Genomic DNA, 15,225 nt, shown 5'->3' with positions numbered 1-15,225 from the left:
CGTTCGGGCCTGCGAGGGCCTCGACACCCGGTTCGCCGAAGCCGGCCGTCGGGTTACGAAAGGCCGGCGCCGCGAGCCCGTGCCGGTTTACAGTCAGAGGCCACTCTGGTCGCTGAGATCACCGCGACATCGTGAAGAGGTCCGACATGTGGCCACGTCGCGCTCTCCCGTTCTCTCGCCTCCTGCCGTCTCTGATCTGCGCCGGGGCGATCCTCGCCAGCGCGCCCGCCGCGGCTGTCGAATACGTCGCCGTCGATGCGGCGTCCGTGCTGAACACCGGCACGGCAAACGGCGCGCGGCTTGGCATCAACACCGATTATTGGTGGGATCATCAGGCCAACCGCGTCGCCGGCGCGCGCACCCTGCCCGCCGCACTGACCGAGATGGGCGCGACGTATTGGCGGTATCCAGGCGGCGAGAAAAGCGACGGTTATCTGTGGTCGACGCCGCCGTTCGATGCGCCGAATCCCCGCCTTGCGCGCATCAGCTCACAAGACTGGCCGTCGAACGACCCGGCCTATTGGCGTCCGAGCGCGAGCGCTTCCGGCACTTGGGCGCATCCGCCCTATGATTTCGACACGTTCATGGCCGATTGCAAAGCGGGCCGATGCACGCCGGTGATGGTGGTCGCCTATGACGGCATCTACAAGCCGGCATTCCCCGATGGCACGTCGCTGACGCGGCAGCAGGCGCTCGATGCCGCAAAGGCGTGGGTGCGCTACGCCAACATCGTCAGGGGCTATGGCATTCGCTACTGGGAAATCGGCAATGAAACCTCCATCCCCGGGTATATGGGCGGCGATCCGGGCCGCCGGCAGCAGGCCGCCGATGTGGTGGCGTTCTGCGGGGCCATGAAACAGGCCGACCCCTCGATCCTGTGCGGCGTCTACGCCAGGAGCAAGGCCGATTGGACCACCCTGCTTGCCGGCGCCGGACCCGAGATCGGCTTCCTGTCGGTGCATGCCTATGACGCCTACACCTTCGCCGGCTATCCGGATTACGCCGGTGCCGACCTCGACCCGATCGGCGCGATCGACGCGGCGTGGAGCGCGTTGCAGGGCTATCCCGAGCACCGCGACCGCATCAAGATCGCGGTCACGGAAACCGGTGGCCTCACCTTCGGCGTCGTTGGCAATTGGACCCAGGGGGATCTCGGCCACGCCCTGATGACGCTCGATATGCTCGCACAGTTCCAGCAGGATGCGCGGGTCGCCTTCACCCAGTTCTGGAACACACGCTGGGTCCAGCAAAACGCCGCCGGCAACATCTGGCCGAACTATATCGGCAGCGAATCCGACGCGCTCAAGCCGGACAATACGCTGGCGCCGCAGGGAATAGCCGTCAGCCTGCTCTCGCGGTTCTCGCTCGAGCGGATGGTGGCGACGACCAGCACCGCCACCGTCCGTGCGTTCGCCAGCCACGATCCGGAGAGCGGGCGTCTCAACGTCTGGCTCATCAACAAGAGCATGGCGGAAACATCCACGGAGCTGACGCTCAACCAATACGCGCCCAGGCCGGCGACCGTCACGGCGCTGTCCGGCGCCGGGCCCGATGATCTCTTTCCCGTGTATCGAGCCAAGTCTTCTGTCGCCCCAGTGGGCAATCGCCTCATCCTCACCCTCGACCCCACCTCCATCACGGTGCTGCAGTTCTGAGCGACTGGATCGGCGAGCGGACGGCATAGTGTGAATTCGGTGACGGGTGCGCCGGGAGACCGCAATGGACTGCACCCCTGGACTGAGACAGAAGAATTAGGGTGACATGGGCGATCGGAGGCTGAATGCCCGACAAGCCCGGATTCCCGCCCGCAGTTTCCGCCCTCGCCGAAGCAGGCGCCGCTGTCCCTCACACCCACTTCATCGAGCTGTCATAGCCGCCCCGCCGCAGCCCCTCGACGGCGTGGTTCTCGCAGTCCTCCAGCTCGGACAGGATCGCGCCGGTCTTCGGGTGGGTGCGGTAGCTGTACAGCGCCAGCTCGTCGATCAGGTGCCGGCAGCGCGGATGCACCAGGATGTCGTGCGCCTTCAGGAACTCGACCCCGTCCTGCATCGACCCCGCCCCCTTGATCGATCCCGTGATGCTGCCGAAGCCCTGGCGCTGCATGTAGCTGATGGTCTCCGGCCGGGCGCTGTCGGCGATGATCGGCCCGCGCCGCCGAGATGTGCGAGCGGGTGGAGCGGCCGGAGGTGGCGGAGCTGATCGAGGCCAGCCGGCCGGCCGCAGGCCCAAATCCCCGGACACGGGATGACCGCGTAGGTTGGGTTCGCGCCTTCGTGAACCCAACATGCCGCCGCCGTCGCGGCCCTCCGATCCTGTTGGGTTCGCTGCCGCGAACCCAACCTACGACGCCCGGACTTCTTTGCCTCTCCCGCCCCGCGGGAGGGGCCGAAGGCACTTCCCGACCTGCCGGATCACACGTCCAGGTTCGTCACCTTCAGCGCGTTCTCCTGGATGAAGTCGCGGCGCGGCTCGACCACGTCGCCCATCAGGGTCGAGAACACCTCCTCGGCGTCGTCGGCGTGCTTGACCTCGACCCGCAGCAGCACCCGGGCATTGGGGTCCAGCGTGGTCTCCCACAGCTGGTCCGGGTTCATCTCGCCCAGGCCCTTGTAACGCTGCACCGCCAGGCCCTTGCGGCCCTGCTCCAGCACCCGGTCGATCAGGTCGATCGGGCCGGTGATCGGCCATTCCTGGGCCGGGCCCTTCGGGTTCATCCAGGTCAGCACGCCCGGCCGCTTGTACAGCGCCTGCAGCTCGCCGGCCAAACGGTCCAGCTTGTGCGCCTCGACCGAGCGGATGATGTCGGAATCGATGACCCGGCCCTCGGTCACCCCCCGCAGGGTGCGGCGGAACACCAGCCCGCCGGGCTGGTTGCCCTGCGGCGGCAGCTGCGACCCTTGCCAGCCGCGCTCGAACTCCGGCTCCAGCGCGTCGAGCCGGTTGGAGATGTAGGTCGCGGTCTCCGTGGCCAGCGTCGGGTCGTTGACGATGCGCGACGCCAGCGCGCCGGCGATCGCCACCTGCTCGACCACCATGCGGCTGCCGACCTTGCGGATCAGCGGGGTCAGCTGGTGCTTCACCTCCAGCGCCTGCACGATCCGGGCGCGCAGGTCGAGGCCGGCCACCTGGGCGCCGTCGAAGGGGGTGAACACCAGGTCGCGCATGCCGCTGTCGATCAGATAGGCCTCGAGCGCGGAATCGTCCTTCAGATACACCGCCTCCTTGCCGCGGGCGGCGCGGTACAGCGGCGGTTGGGCGATGTAGAGGTAGCCGCGCTCGATCAGCTGCGGCATCTGCCGGTAGAAGAAGGTCAGCAGCAGGGTGCGGATATGGCTGCCGTCCACATCGGCGTCGGTCATGATGATGATGCGATGATAGCGCGCCTTGTCGGCGTCGAACTCGTCGCGGATGCTGGTGCCCAGCGCCGTGATCAGCGTGCCGATCTCGGCCGAGCCCAGCATCTTGTCGATCCGCGCCCGCTCGACGTTCAGGATCTTGCCGCGCAGCGGCAGGATGGCCTGGAACTTGCGGTCGCGGCCCTGCTTGGCCGAGCCGCCGGCGCTGTCGCCCTCGACCAGGAACAGCTCGGATTCCGCCGGGTCCCGGTTCTGGCAGTCGGCCAGCTTGCCGGGCAGGGAGGCAAAGTCGAGCGCGCCCTTGCGCCGGGTCAGCTCGCGCGCCTTGCGCGCCGCCTCGCGGGCGGTGGCGGCCTCGACCGCCTTCTGGATCACCCGCTTGGCGTCGTTCGGGTGCTCCTCGAACCAGGTCGCCAGCATCTCGCTGACCACCGCCTCGACCACCGGCCGGACCTCGGAGGAGACCAGCTTGTCCTTGGTCTGGCTGGAGAATTTCGGGTCGGGCACCTTCACCGACAGGACGCAGGTCAGCCCCTCGCGGGCGTCGTCGCCGGTCAGCGCCACCTTCTCCTTCTTCAGGATGCCGCTCTCGGTGGCGTAGCTGTTCACCTGCCGCGTCAGCGCGCCGCGGAACCCGGCCAGATGCGAGCCGCCGTCACGCTGCGGGATGTTGTTGGTGAAGCACAGCATGGTCTCGTGGTAGCTGTCGTTCCACTGCATCGCCACTTCGACCGTGATGCCGTCGCGCTCCGACGTCACCGTGATCGGCTCGCCGTGCAGCGGCTGCTTGGCCTTGTCGAGGTAGTTGACGAAGGCCTTCAGCCCGCCCTCGTAATGCATCTCGACGACCCGCGGCTCCGGCCCCCGCGCATCGGTCAGGGTCAGCGCGACGCCGGAGTTCAGGAAGGCCAGCTCGCGCAGCCGGTGCTCCAGCGTGCCGAAATCGAACTCGGTCTTGGTGAAGGTCTGCTTCGACGGCAGGAAGGTGACATGGGTGCCGCGGTTCTCGCCCTGCGCCCCGACCGCCGCCAGCGGCGCCTCGCTCTCGCCGTCGCGGAAGCGCATGTGCCATTCGTGGCCGTCGCGGAAGATGCGCAGGTCCAGCGTCTCCGACAGCGCGTTCACCACCGAGACGCCGACGCCGTGCAGGCCGCCCGACACCTTGTAGGAGTTCTGGTTGAACTTGCCGCCGGCGTGCAGCTGGGTCATCACCACCTCGGCGGCGCTGATGCCCTCCTCCTCATGGATCGCGACCGGAATGCCGCGGCCGTTGTCGGTCACCGAGACCGAGCCCTCGGCGTTCAGCGTCACCGTGACGGTGTCGCAGTATCCGGCCAGCGCCTCGTCGATGGCGTTGTCGACGACCTCGTACACCATGTGGTGCAGGCCGGAGCCGTCATCGGTGTCGCCGATATACATGCCCGGCCGCTTGCGCACCGCTTCGAGGCCGCGCAGCACGGTGATGGAACCGGCATCATAGGCGCCGTTGTCGTTCGGGATCGCAGAATCCGACATACTTCTTCATCCATTTCAAACGGCGTCCCGGGCCGCCACCCGGGCGTCGTCGACGCCAAGGTGGTGGGCCCGGTCCCCGAGCGGCGCGAACAGCGCCGGATCGGTGCCGGTCATCCAGGCCTGGGCGCCGAGCGCCAGGATCTCCTCGTACAACGCTGCCCGACGGGCCTCGTCGAGATGCGCCGCCACCTCGTCGAGGAGGAGGAGGGGCGGGGCGCCGCGTTCCCCGGCGAGCAGGCGGGCATTGGCAAGAACGATGCCGATCAGGAGCGCCTTCTGCTCGCCGGTCGAGCACTGCGCCGCCGGCATCGCCTTGGTCCGGTGGTGGACGGACAGGTCGCTGCGGTGCGGACCTTCCGTCGCGGCTCCGGCCGCAGCGTCGATGCGGCGATTATCGCACAAAAGGTTCCGAAAAGCCTCTTCTGCATCGACCGCCGGCCGATCCTCGAGCCACGCCTCGATCCGGCCTTCCACGGCCAGCTCGGCGCGGGGGAAGGGGCCTTCGATCATCAGCGACTCGGCGCCGCGCAGCCGCGCCACCAGCTCGCGCCGGGCGGCGGCGACGGCGGTGCCGCTGGTCGCCATCGTGTCCTCCAGCGCCGCCAGCCAGGCCGGGTCGGCGCGGGGTTCCTTCAACAGCCGGTTGCGCTCGCGCATCGCCCGCTCATAGGCGCCGAGCTGCCCGGCATGGTCGGGGTGGAAGCCGAACACCAGCCGGTCGAGGAAGCGGCGGCGCTGGCTGGCGGCGTCGCCGAACAGCCGGTCCATCTGCGGCGTCAGCCAGACCATCGGCGCCCGGGCGCCGAACGCCGCCTGGCTCTGCGCCGGTCGGCCGTCGATCTGCACGGCGCGGCGGCCCTCGCCGGGCTCCAGCCGGGTGCCCAGCGCGATCTCGCCGGTCGGGGTCAGCAGCCGGGCCGCGACCGCCCAGCCGGCGCCGCCGGTGGCCTGGCGGCGCGTCACCTCCGGCAGCGGCGCCCGGCGCAGGCCGCGGCCCGGCGACAGGAAGGACACGGCTTCCAGCAGGTTGGTCTTGCCGGCGCCGTTCGGCCCGGTCAGCACCACCGGGCGCGGGTCCAGCTCGATCCGCAGCTGGCCGTAGCAGCGGAACTCGGTCAGCGTCAGGCGCGTCACCGCGATCCGGCCCCCCGCTCCCGGGGTGCGCCCGGACGAGGCGGCCGCCTGCTCCGGCATGGGGTCCTGGGACATGTGGCTCAAGGCATCCGAAGCGGATGCTTCGCCCCGAATGCCCGCTGTCCTGTGTTCAAGCCGTCACACCCGCATCGGCATCAGCACGTACAGCGCGCTGGAATCGGCGGTGTCGCGGACGATGGTCGGCGACCCGGCATCGGCCATGGCGAAGCGGGCGCCGTCGCCCTCGATCTGCTGGGTGATGTCCAGAAGATAGCGGCTGTTGAAGCCGATCTCGATCTTCGACGCCTCGTAGCTGACCTCGATCTCCTCGGTGGCGCTGCCCTGCTCGGCCGAGTTGGCGGAAAGGGTCAGCGAGCCGTTCTCGATCGTCAGCTTCACCGCCCGGCTCTTCTCGGTCGAGATGGTGGAGACGCGGTCGACCGCCTTGGCGAACTCCTTGGCGTCGACCTCGAGGATCTTGTCGTTGCCGCTCGGGATCACCCGCTCATATTCCGGGAAGGTGCCGTCGATCAGCTTCGAGGTCAGCACCACGCCGTCGCCCGCAGAACCCGGCAGGGTGAAGCGGGTCTTGGTCTCGGACAGCTGCACCTCGACCGTCTCGCCGCTCTCGTCCAGCAGCTTGCGCAGCTCCATCACGGTCTTGCGCGGCACGATCACGCCGGGGATGCCGTCGGCGCCGTCCGGCAGCGGCATCTCGACCCGGGCCAGGCGGTGGCCGTCGGTGGCGACGGCGCGCAGCACCGGCACGGTGTCGGCCGTGGCGGCGTGCAGGTAGATGCCGTTCAGGTAGTAGCGCGTCTCCTCGGTCGAGATCGCGAACTTGGTCCGGTCGATCATCACCCTGAGGTCGCCGGCGGCGATGGTGAAGCGGTGGCTCAGCTCGCCGCCCGCCATGCTCGGGAAATCCTCGACCGGCAGGCAGCCCAGCCGGAAGTTCGAGCGGCCGGCGCGCAGCGTCAGCGAGCCGCCGTCGGGGTTGGTCTCGATCTCGACCTGGCTGCCGTCCGGCAGCTTGCGGACGATGTCGTAGAGGGTGTGGGCCGGGGCGGTGGTGCCGCCCGGCGCCTGGATCTCGGCCGGCACGGATTCGACGATCTCGAGATCCATGTCGGTGGCCGTCAGGCGCAGCGCGCCGCCATCGGCACGCAGCAGGATATTGGACAGGATCGGGATGGTGTTGCGCCGCTCGACGACGCTCTGCACATGGCTCAGGCCCTTCAGAAGGGCGGCACGCTCGATGATCAGCTTCATCCCGATTCCACTTCGACGATGCCGGCCGCCGGACAGTTCATCGGGGCGGGCAGGAGCCCGGCCGACGCGGCGGGGGCGCACTATAGCCGAAAGCCTGCGGCGGTGGCGAGAGGCAGGCGCAGGGCCGGACACGGCGCCGGACAGATTTTCCGGGCCTGCCGACCGGCTGCCGAGCAGCCTCCGGAGTCGGCGGGTTCAAACCTGAAGCATGCGGCGCAGCAGCTCGACATCCTCGGCGAAGGAGCGGTCCTCGCTGCACAGCTCCTCGATCTTGCGCACGGCATGCATCACGGTCGTGTGATCCCGGCCGCCGAACTTGCGGCCGATCTCCGGCAGCGAGCGGGGGGTGAGCTGCTTCGACAGGTACATCGCCACCTGCCGCGGCCGGGCCACGGTGCGGGCGCGGCGGGCCGAATGCATGTCGGCGACCTTGATGTTGTAGTGCTCGGCGACGCGCTTCTGGATCTCGTCGATGGTGACCCGGCGGTCGGAGGCGCGCAGCAGGTCGTGCAGCAGCTCCTGGGTCGATTCCAGGGTGATCGGCCGGTGCACCAGCTCGGCATGGGCGGTGATGCGGTTCAGCGCCCCCTCCAGCTCGCGCACGTTGGAGGTGATCTTGTGGGCCAGGAACTCCATCACCTTGGCCGGGATCTCGACCCGCGCCGTCTCCGCCTTGGCCTGCAGGATGCCCAGCCGCAGCTCGTAGGTGGTGGGGTGGATGTCGGCGACCAGGCCCCAGCCGAGGCGGGAGCGCAGCCGCTCCTCCATCCCCTCGAGGTCGGAGGGCGACTTGTCGGCCGAGATCACCACCTGGCGGTTCTGGTCGACCAGGGCGTTGAAGGTGTGGAAGAACTCCTCCTGGGTGGAGTCCTTGCCGGAGATGAACTGCACGTCGTCGATCATCAGCACGTCGACCGACCGGAACATCTCCTTGAACGTCATCGTGTCCCTGAACCGCAGGGCCCGGATGAACTGGTACATGAACTTCTCGGCGGACATGTACAGCACGCGCCGCTCCGGGTGCTTCTGCCGGATGTGCCAGGCGATGGCGTGCATCAGGTGGGTCTTGCCCAGGCCCACCCCGCCATAGAGGAACAGCGGGTTGAAGGTGACGCTGTTGGCCTCCGCCACCCGGCGGGCGGCGGCATGGGCCAGCTCGTTCGGCTTGCCGACGACGAAGTTGTCGAAGGTGAAGCGCTGGTCGAGCACGGCGCCGAATTCGGCCGCCGATTCGGGCGGGCGCTCCGCCGTCGCGGTCGGCCGCGACTCGGCGCGCGAGGCCGGGGCGGTCGCCGCCGGCCTGTCCGCGGCCGGGGGCTTCGCCAGCCGGTCCGGCACGACGATCACGTCGACGCTGTGGATGTCGGGGTTCTCGGAGTGCCACAGCCGGCGGATGTGGTCGGCGTAGTGGGCGGCGACCCAGTCGCGCATGAAGCGGGTGGGGGCGGCGATGCGGACCTCGCCGCCATCGAGATCGACCACGACGACAGGGCGCAGCCAGCTCTTGAAGGCGCCCTCGCCCACCTCCTCGCGCAACCGGCCGCAGACCCGGGCCCATTGCTGATCGATCGATGCGATGACTCCCCCCATCGACGACATGCTGCCTTCCGACCCCTCATTCGACTCCGGCGGCCGCGATGCGCGGCCCCGCCAGCGACCCGGACTTTACCCGTTCCCACCACCAGCGGCACCCGATGTCGGATGCGCGGCTGCCATGCTCCAGAACTCAAACTGTAATAATCAGAGTATCACGACCGACATGCAGGAACAATTCCTCGCGGCTACTTATGAAGCCGAAAGATCGGGTAATAGAAGCTGCTTAAGTATTTTTCAGAGACACTCGCAGACTTCTGCCAATCTTCGCGAGGAAGGCTGGTAGCCGGGCAAGTTGTGTCCTGAAACCATCTTCACCTGCTGACGCGCGGGCGAAAGATGATCATATGCAGGGTGGGCGCGGGCTGGCAACGGAACAAATCCGGACCATCCCAAAACGCAAAAAACGGTCCCGGACGGCGGCCGGTTGTGCCGCATCCACCGTTCCCCTGGACATGAGAAAGCCGTCCCGCGACCGCCGTCGCGGAACGGCTTGTCGGTGTTCCGGGCTTAGAGGGCCTTGATGCGGCCGGACAGGCGCGACAGCTTGCGCGCGACCGTGTTCTTCTGCAGCACGCCCTTGGTGACGCCGCGATGCATCTCCGGCTGCGCCGCCTTGAAGGCCTCGGCCGCGGCGGCCTTGTCGCCGGACTCGATCGCCGCCTCGACCTTCTTGACGAAGGTGCGGATGCGGCTGACGCGATTGCGGTTGACGACCGTGCGACGCTCGGTCTGACGGATGCGCTTCTCGGCGGACTTGTGGTTGGCCATTGTCGGTCCCAGTTCGGGCCAACGACGGCCCCAAGAAAAACGAGGGCGCTTGATAGTCCCTTCGTGCCCGGGCGTCAAGACGAGTCTCGGCGCCGCCTGCGGCCGACATGTGGGGCTGCCCGGAGGGGATTGGCAAGCCGGCTCTTATGTTCTATATTTGTTCTCATGCCGATCAAGCCACCCGAACTCGACGAGCTGCCCGACCAGCCGCGCAAGGGCCGCGGTGCGGTCAGCAACCGCACCGGCCGCTTCGAGGCCGCAACCCGCCACCGGGTCGACGACGGCTGGGCGGGACTGCCGCCGGAGGATGAGGAGGGGGAGCCGCCGCTGCGCACGCAGCTGCACGTCGACACCGCCCGCACCATCATCACCCGCAACGACTCGCCGGACATCATGTTCGACCGGTCGATCAACCCTTACCGGGGCTGCGAGCACGGTTGCATCTACTGCTTCGCCCGGCCGACCCATGCCTGGCTCGGCCTGTCGCCCGGCCTCGATTTCGAGACCCAGCTGTTCTACAAGCCGGACGCACCGGAGCTGCTGGAGGCCGAGTTGCGGCGGCCCGGCTACGTCCCGGCGGTGATGGCGATGGGCACCAACACCGATCCGTACCAGCCGATCGAGCGCGAGCTGAAGCTGACCCGCCGGGTGATCGAGGTGCTGTCGCGCTTCAACCATCCGCTCGGCATCGTCACCAAATCGGCGCTGATCACCCGCGACATCGACCTCCTGGCGCCGATGGCGGCGAAGGGGCTGGCGGCGGTCTGCATCTCGCTGTCGACGCTGGACCGCGAGCTGGCGCGGACGCTGGAGCCGCGGGCGGCGACGCCGCCGCGGCGGCTGGAGACGATGCGGCAGCTGACCCAGGCCGGCATCCCGGTGATCGTGCTGACCTCGCCGATGATCCCGGGCCTCAACGACCATTCGCTGGAGCAGGTGCTGGAGGCGGCGGTGAAGGCCGGCGCCACGGCGGCGGGCTGGACGCTGCTGCGGCTGCCGCTGGAGATCGCCGGCCTGTTCGAGGAATGGCTCCAGGCGCATGCGCCGGACCGGGCGGGCCGGGTGATGTCGCTGATCCGCCAGACCCGCGGCGGCCGACTCTACAAGTCGGGCTTCGGCGAGCGGCATCGCGGCGAGGGGCCGGTGGCCGACCTGATCCGCGCCCGCTTCAACCACGCCGTCCGCCGGCTCGGCCTCGACCGCAAGCGCTGGACGTTGGACATCACCCAGTTCTCCCCGCCGCCGCGGCCGGGCGACCAGATGAGCTTGTTCTGAGGGGGCGTGTTGGCCAACGGTTTGACATCCCACACGGCTCACCGCTGATTCGTATCATGACGACCGAGCCTGAAAACCTCGTCATCGAGCTTCTACGTGCCGTCCGTGCCGATGTGGCGGAGATGCGGTCGGAACAGCGCGAACAGCGCGTGCGCCTTGCCGCGATCAAGCGGCATCTGGCGCATCTGGAGCGCGACGGTGCCGAGTTCCGCGCCGAAATCGGTGGACGATTCGAGCGCATTCATGACCGGCTCGACCGGATCGAGCGTCGCCTCGACCTTTCGGATCAGCCCGCGTAGCCGCATTCGGACTGCGGGACGCTACGGGCTTGGCTCTTCGTCTCGCCGGCGCTATGCCCTGGGGCAGGAGGGTCGGCATGCCGGATTGGAGTCTCGAGATCGAGTGCGGCGCGCCGGTGCGGAACGTCGCCGGGCTGGACGAGGTCGGCCGCGGCCCGCTGGCCGGCCCGGTGCTGGCCGCGGCCGTGGTGCTGACCCGGCCGCTCGACCCCGATCTCGCGGCCCTGATCGACGACAGCAAGGTGCTGACGGCGCAGCGGCGCGAGGCGCTGGTGCCGCGCATCCGGGCGGTGGCGCAGGTCGGCTTCGGCTGGGCCTCGGTCGAGGAGATCGACCGAATCAACATCCTCCAGGCCAGCATGCTGGCGATGCGCCGGGCGCTGGATGCCCTGCCGGAGCGTCCCGACATCGCGCTCGTCGACGGCAACAAGGTGCCCGACGGGCTGCCCTGCGACGGCCGGGCCGTGGTCGGCGGCGACGCCTTGTCGCTGTCGATCGCGGCCGCCTCGATCCTCGCAAAAGTTGTGCGCGACCACGAGATGTTGCGTCTCTCCACCCTTCATCCCGGCTATGGGTGGGAACGCAATGTCGGCTACGGCACGCCCGAGCACATCGCCGCGCTCGACCGCATCGGGGTCTGCGAGCATCACCGGCGGTCTTTTGCCCCGGTGCTGCAGCGACTCGCCATAACAGGCTGATTCAAGCGGGGGATTGACGGCGACTCCGCGGCGAATCATCGTCGCCTCATGAGCGAATCACCCATCATCACCGAGCGCCTGCCGCCGGGCTGCCGGATCGTCCTCGGCGACAGCATCTCGGCGATGCGGTCGCTGCCCGCCGGCTCGGTCGATTGCGTGTTCGCCGACCCGCCCTACAATTTGCAGTTGGGGGGCGAGCTGCGCCGGCCGGATGAGAGCCGGGTCGACGGCGTCGATGCGGAATGGGACAAGTTCAGCGACCTCGCCACCTATGACCGCTTCACGCGGGACTGGCTGGCCGCAGCGCGCCACGCGCTGAAGGACGACGGCACGCTGTGGGTGATCGGCACCTACCACAACATCTTCCGGGTCGGCGCCATCCTGCAGGATCTCGGCTTCTGGATCCTGAACGACATCGTCTGGCGCAAGTCGAACCCGATGCCGAACTTCCGCGGTACCCGCTTCACCAACGCGCATGAGACGCTGATCTGGGCCGCCAAGTCGCCCGACAGCCGCTACACCTTCAACTACGACGCCATGAAGGCGCTGAACGAGGAGCTGCAGATGCGCAGCGACTGGACGCTGCCGATCTGCAGCGGCGGCGAGCGGCTGAAGATCGACGGCCGCAAGGCGCATCCGACGCAGAAGCCCGAGGCGCTGCTGTGGCGCGTCCTCTTGTCCTCGACCCGGGCGGGGGAGACCATCCTCGACCCGTTCTTCGGCAGCGGCACCACCGGCGCCGTGGCCAAGCGCCTGGGCCGCAGGTTCATCGGCGTCGAGCGTGAGGAGGCCTATGCCCGCGTGGCGGCCCAGCGCATCGCCGCGATCGAGTCGCCGGTCGACCCGAGCATGCTCGACACCCTGTCGAAGCGGCAGGCGCCGCGCGTGCCCTTCGGCTGGGTGGTGGAGCGCGGCATGCTGCGGCCGGGCGACCGGCTGTTCGACACCCAGCGCCGCTATGTCGCCAAGGTGCGGGCCGACGGCACGCTGATCGCCAGCAACAGCGAGGGCGACCACGCCGGGTCGATCCACCGGGTCGGCGCGGCGCTGCAGGGCGCCCCCTCCTGCAACGGCTGGACCTTCTGGCACTTCGAGGCGCAGCGCGACCGGCTGGCGCCGATCGACCTGCTGCGCCAGAAGATCCGGGCCGAGATGGCGGTGCATTGATCCGTAGGTTGGGTTCGCGCACGCGAACCCAACATCTTACGGCTTGATCCTGTGTCGGGTTCGCAAGAGCGAACCCAACCAACGTCTTTAGCTTTTCTGCCCAACCGATTGGAGTTCCAGGCTCATCTGGACCGCGTCCGCCGCGCGAGCCGCTTCGGCGCCACCTCGCGCCAGGCCTCGGCCACCAGCGCCGCCATCTGCTCGTCATCGACCTGCGGCAGCGCGACGAAGGTCCAGACCAGCCGGCCCCAGCGCGCCGGTGTGAAGGCCTCGGGACGCGCCGCGAACAGCATCTCCTGGTGGTCGTGCGGCAGCTTCAGCACCGCCCGACGCTCCGCCGGGCGCAGCACGGCGAAGATCCTGCCGCCGACCCGGAAGGATGGCCGCTCCCAATGCGCCTCCTCCGTCACCTCCGGCAGGGCCAGCGCGGCCCGCCGGACCGTCTCTTCATCCGCCATCTCAGGCCTCATTCCCACCCCGCCGCAAGGATGCGCGCCTGTGCCCTGGTTTGCCTGGATAATTTTTGCGGCTATGCTGCCGGCCTCACACAGCAGGAGAGGCCCCGATGGAACGCAGGACGGAACGGCATTTCACCCGCCCCGTCACGCTGCCTCCGTCGAGCCGTCATGCTTCTCCTTGCCGCCGAGTCGCTGTCCCACCACACCCCTGACCACCGCCCGCTGTTCGAGGATCTGACGCTCGCCTTCGGGGCCGAGCGGACCGGCCTCGTCGGCCGCAACGGCGTCGGCAAGTCGACGCTGCTGCGCCTGCTGCTGGGCGAGATCCCGCCGCAATCCGGCCGCATCCTGCGGCAGGGCCGGATCGGCCTGCTGCCCCAGGCCGTGCAGGTCTCGCCCGGCATGACCGCCGCCGACGCGCTCGGCATCGCTCCGGCCCTGGCCCGGCTCGACCGGCTGCTGGCGGGGGAGGGCAATGAAGAGGACCTCGCCGCCGCCGACTGGACGGTGGAGGAGCGGGCGGCCGCGGCGCTGCCCAGGCTGGGCCTGCCCGCCGATCTCGACCTGCGCCGGCCGCTCGGCACCCTGAGCGGCGGCGAGGCCACCCGGCTGGCCCTGGCCGGGCTGCTGGTCGACCCGCCGGACATGCTGGTGCTGGACGAGCCGACCAACAACCTCGACGCCGACGGCCGCGACGCCGTCCGCGACCTGCTGGAAAGCTGGCGCGGCGGCGCCCTGGTGGTCAGCCACGACCGTGGGGTGCTGCGCCGGATGGACCGGATCGTCGAGCTGTCCGGCCTCGGCGCCCGGGTCTACGGCGGCAACTGGGACGAGTACCGGGCCCGGCGCGAGGCCGATGCCGAGGCGGCGCAGCGTGGCCTGATCCATGCCGAGAAGGAGGTGACGCGGCTGGCGCGGGAGCGGCAGGCGGCCGTGGAGCGGAAGGCCCGCAGCGATTCCCGAGCCCGCAGATCCCGGGCGAGCGGAAGCCAGTCCAAGCTGCTGCTGGATGCCGCCAAGGAGTGGGCCGGGCACACCCAGGCGCGCCAGAGCGGCCTTCACGACCGGCGGCAGGAGGCCGCCGAGGCGGCCCTGGCCGGGGCCCGCGCCGCGATCGAGCGCACCGAGATTCTGGCGGCCTCGCTGCCGTCCACCGGGCTCGCCGTCGGCACCACGGTCCTCGCCTTCGAGCACGTCTCCTGGTCGCCGCCCGGCGCGACCCGACCGGTGCTGCGCGACCTGTCCTTCATCCTGGCCGGGCCGGAGCGGGTGGCGGTGACCGGGCCGAACGGCGCCGGCAAGTCGACGCTGCTGCGCCTCGCGGCCGGCGAGCTGCAGCCGGATGAGGGCCGGGTCCGCCGCTTCGGCGGCGGCATCGCCGTGCTCGACCAGCGGGCCGGCGGGCTGCGGCCGGATCGCACCATCCTGCAGAACTTCCGGGCGATGCATCCGGAGGCGACCGACAATGCCTGCCGGGCGGCGCTGGCGCGCTTCCTGTTCCGGGCCGACGCGGCGCTGCGCCGGGTCGGCGACCTCAGCGGCGGCGAGACGCTGCGGGCGGCCTTGGCCTGCGTGCTGGGCGGGCCAAGGCCGCCGCGGCTGTGGTTGGTGGTGGTGGCGCCCAACCATCGCGTCCACGTCTCTATCGCGGGGATAGAGGGCGCCGTGGGCGGCGATGACGGGGCCC

13 protein-coding genes are annotated in these 15,225 nt (G+C 69.4%); 6 read left to right on the top strand and 7 right to left on the bottom strand.

What is annotated here, in order from left to right:
• Positions 1–146 precede the first annotated feature (146 nt).
• A complete protein-coding gene (locus ACFW16_RS26905) occupies positions 147–1,655 on the top strand; it encodes a hypothetical protein (protein WP_380310904.1) in 1,509 nt (502 codons plus the stop codon).
• Between the two features lie 190 nt (positions 1,656–1,845).
• Here ACFW16_RS26905 and ACFW16_RS26900 read toward each other — a convergent pair whose 3' ends face one another.
• From ACFW16_RS26900 to rpsT, 6 genes are all read right to left on the bottom strand, one after another.
• Positions 1,846–2,286 carry a terminase large subunit gene (locus tag ACFW16_RS26900; protein WP_380310902.1) on the bottom strand — a complete coding sequence of 147 codons (441 nt, stop codon included), beginning with the start codon at positions 2,284–2,286 and terminating at the stop codon, positions 1,846–1,848.
• A gap of 125 nt (positions 2,287–2,411) precedes the next feature.
• Entirely contained in the window at positions 2,412–4,871 is a 2,460-nt protein-coding gene (gene gyrB, locus ACFW16_RS26895) for a DNA topoisomerase (ATP-hydrolyzing) subunit B (RefSeq protein WP_380310900.1), read from the bottom strand.
• A gap of 15 nt (positions 4,872–4,886) precedes the next feature.
• Positions 4,887–6,080, bottom strand: coding sequence for a DNA replication/repair protein RecF (gene recF, locus ACFW16_RS26890; RefSeq protein WP_380310898.1), 1,194 nt, complete (start codon positions 6,078–6,080; stop codon positions 4,887–4,889).
• A 63-nt stretch (positions 6,081–6,143) separates the two neighbouring features.
• Positions 6,144–7,277: a DNA polymerase III subunit beta gene (gene dnaN, locus ACFW16_RS26885; protein WP_380310896.1), complete on the bottom strand. Its 1,134-nt coding sequence runs from the start codon at positions 7,275–7,277 to the stop codon at positions 6,144–6,146.
• A gap of 195 nt (positions 7,278–7,472) precedes the next feature.
• A complete protein-coding gene (gene dnaA / locus ACFW16_RS26880) occupies positions 7,473–8,867 on the bottom strand; it encodes a chromosomal replication initiator protein DnaA (protein ID WP_380310894.1) in 1,395 nt (464 codons plus the stop codon).
• Between the two features lie 513 nt (positions 8,868–9,380).
• Entirely contained in the window at positions 9,381–9,641 is a 261-nt protein-coding gene (rpsT, locus tag ACFW16_RS26875) for a 30S ribosomal protein S20 (RefSeq protein ID WP_034847866.1), read from the bottom strand.
• A gap of 165 nt (positions 9,642–9,806) precedes the next feature.
• Here rpsT and ACFW16_RS26870 point away from each other — a divergent pair, with 165 nt between their 5' ends.
• The 4 genes from ACFW16_RS26870 (at position 9,807) to ACFW16_RS26855 (ending at position 13,080) form a co-directional block, all read left to right on the top strand.
• Positions 9,807–10,916, top strand: coding sequence for a PA0069 family radical SAM protein (locus ACFW16_RS26870; protein ID WP_380310891.1), 1,110 nt, complete (start codon positions 9,807–9,809; stop codon positions 10,914–10,916).
• A gap of 56 nt (positions 10,917–10,972) precedes the next feature.
• Entirely contained in the window at positions 10,973–11,215 is a 243-nt protein-coding gene (locus tag ACFW16_RS26865; protein WP_380310889.1) for a hypothetical protein, read from the top strand.
• A gap of 77 nt (positions 11,216–11,292) precedes the next feature.
• Complete coding sequence (locus ACFW16_RS26860; protein WP_380310888.1) at positions 11,293–11,913, top strand: ribonuclease HII; 621 nt, start codon at positions 11,293–11,295, stop codon at positions 11,911–11,913.
• Positions 11,914–11,961: 48 nt separating this feature from the next.
• Positions 11,962–13,080, top strand: a complete 1,119-nt coding sequence (locus ACFW16_RS26855) for a site-specific DNA-methyltransferase (RefSeq protein WP_380310886.1) — start codon at positions 11,962–11,964, stop codon at positions 13,078–13,080.
• Positions 13,081–13,202: 122 nt separating this feature from the next.
• On the opposite strand, the gene ACFW16_RS26850 is transcribed toward ACFW16_RS26855, so the two are convergent.
• Entirely contained in the window at positions 13,203–13,538 is a 336-nt protein-coding gene (locus ACFW16_RS26850) for an MmcQ/YjbR family DNA-binding protein (protein ID WP_380310884.1), read from the bottom strand.
• 168 nt (positions 13,539–13,706) lie between these two features.
• Here ACFW16_RS26850 and ACFW16_RS26845 point away from each other — a divergent pair.
• Positions 13,707–15,225 (top strand): ATP-binding cassette domain-containing protein (locus tag ACFW16_RS26845; RefSeq protein ID WP_380310882.1); only part of this gene is annotated, 1,519 nt, incomplete at its 3' end.

It is taken from the genome of Inquilinus sp. NPDC058860, assembly GCF_042743185.1.
In the GTDB taxonomy this organism is placed as follows: Bacteria; Pseudomonadota; Alphaproteobacteria; order DSM-16000; family Inquilinaceae; genus Inquilinus.
Note: the sequence above shows the minus strand (reverse complement) of the source record. Positions and strands in the feature narration are given on the sequence as shown.

What these genes read in the sequence shown, in the direction of transcription:
- dnaA (WP_380310894.1), bottom strand. Translation starts at nt 8,867, where the DNA reads ATGGGGGGAGTCATCGCATCGATCGATCAGCAATGGGCCCGGGTCTGC.
- ACFW16_RS26905 (WP_380310904.1), top strand. Translation starts at nt 147, where the DNA reads ATGTGGCCACGTCGCGCTCTCCCGTTCTCTCGCCTCCTGCCGTCTCTG.
- ACFW16_RS26860 (WP_380310888.1), top strand. Translation starts at nt 11,293, where the DNA reads ATGCCGGATTGGAGTCTCGAGATCGAGTGCGGCGCGCCGGTGCGGAAC.
- dnaN (WP_380310896.1), bottom strand. Translation starts at nt 7,277, where the DNA reads ATGAAGCTGATCATCGAGCGTGCCGCCCTTCTGAAGGGCCTGAGCCAT.
- recF (WP_380310898.1), bottom strand. Translation starts at nt 6,080, where the DNA reads ATGTCCCAGGACCCCATGCCGGAGCAGGCGGCCGCCTCGTCCGGGCGC.
- ACFW16_RS26855 (WP_380310886.1), top strand. Translation starts at nt 11,962, where the DNA reads ATGAGCGAATCACCCATCATCACCGAGCGCCTGCCGCCGGGCTGCCGG.
- gyrB (WP_380310900.1), bottom strand. Translation starts at nt 4,871, where the DNA reads ATGTCGGATTCTGCGATCCCGAACGACAACGGCGCCTATGATGCCGGT.
- ACFW16_RS26870 (WP_380310891.1), top strand. Translation starts at nt 9,807, where the DNA reads ATGCCGATCAAGCCACCCGAACTCGACGAGCTGCCCGACCAGCCGCGC.
- ACFW16_RS26865 (WP_380310889.1), top strand. Translation starts at nt 10,973, where the DNA reads ATGACGACCGAGCCTGAAAACCTCGTCATCGAGCTTCTACGTGCCGTC.
- ACFW16_RS26850 (WP_380310884.1), bottom strand. Translation starts at nt 13,538, where the DNA reads ATGGCGGATGAAGAGACGGTCCGGCGGGCCGCGCTGGCCCTGCCGGAG.
- rpsT (WP_034847866.1), bottom strand. Translation starts at nt 9,641, where the DNA reads ATGGCCAACCACAAGTCCGCCGAGAAGCGCATCCGTCAGACCGAGCGT.
- ACFW16_RS26900 (WP_380310902.1), bottom strand. Translation starts at nt 2,286, where the DNA reads ATGTTGGGTTCACGAAGGCGCGAACCCAACCTACGCGGTCATCCCGTG.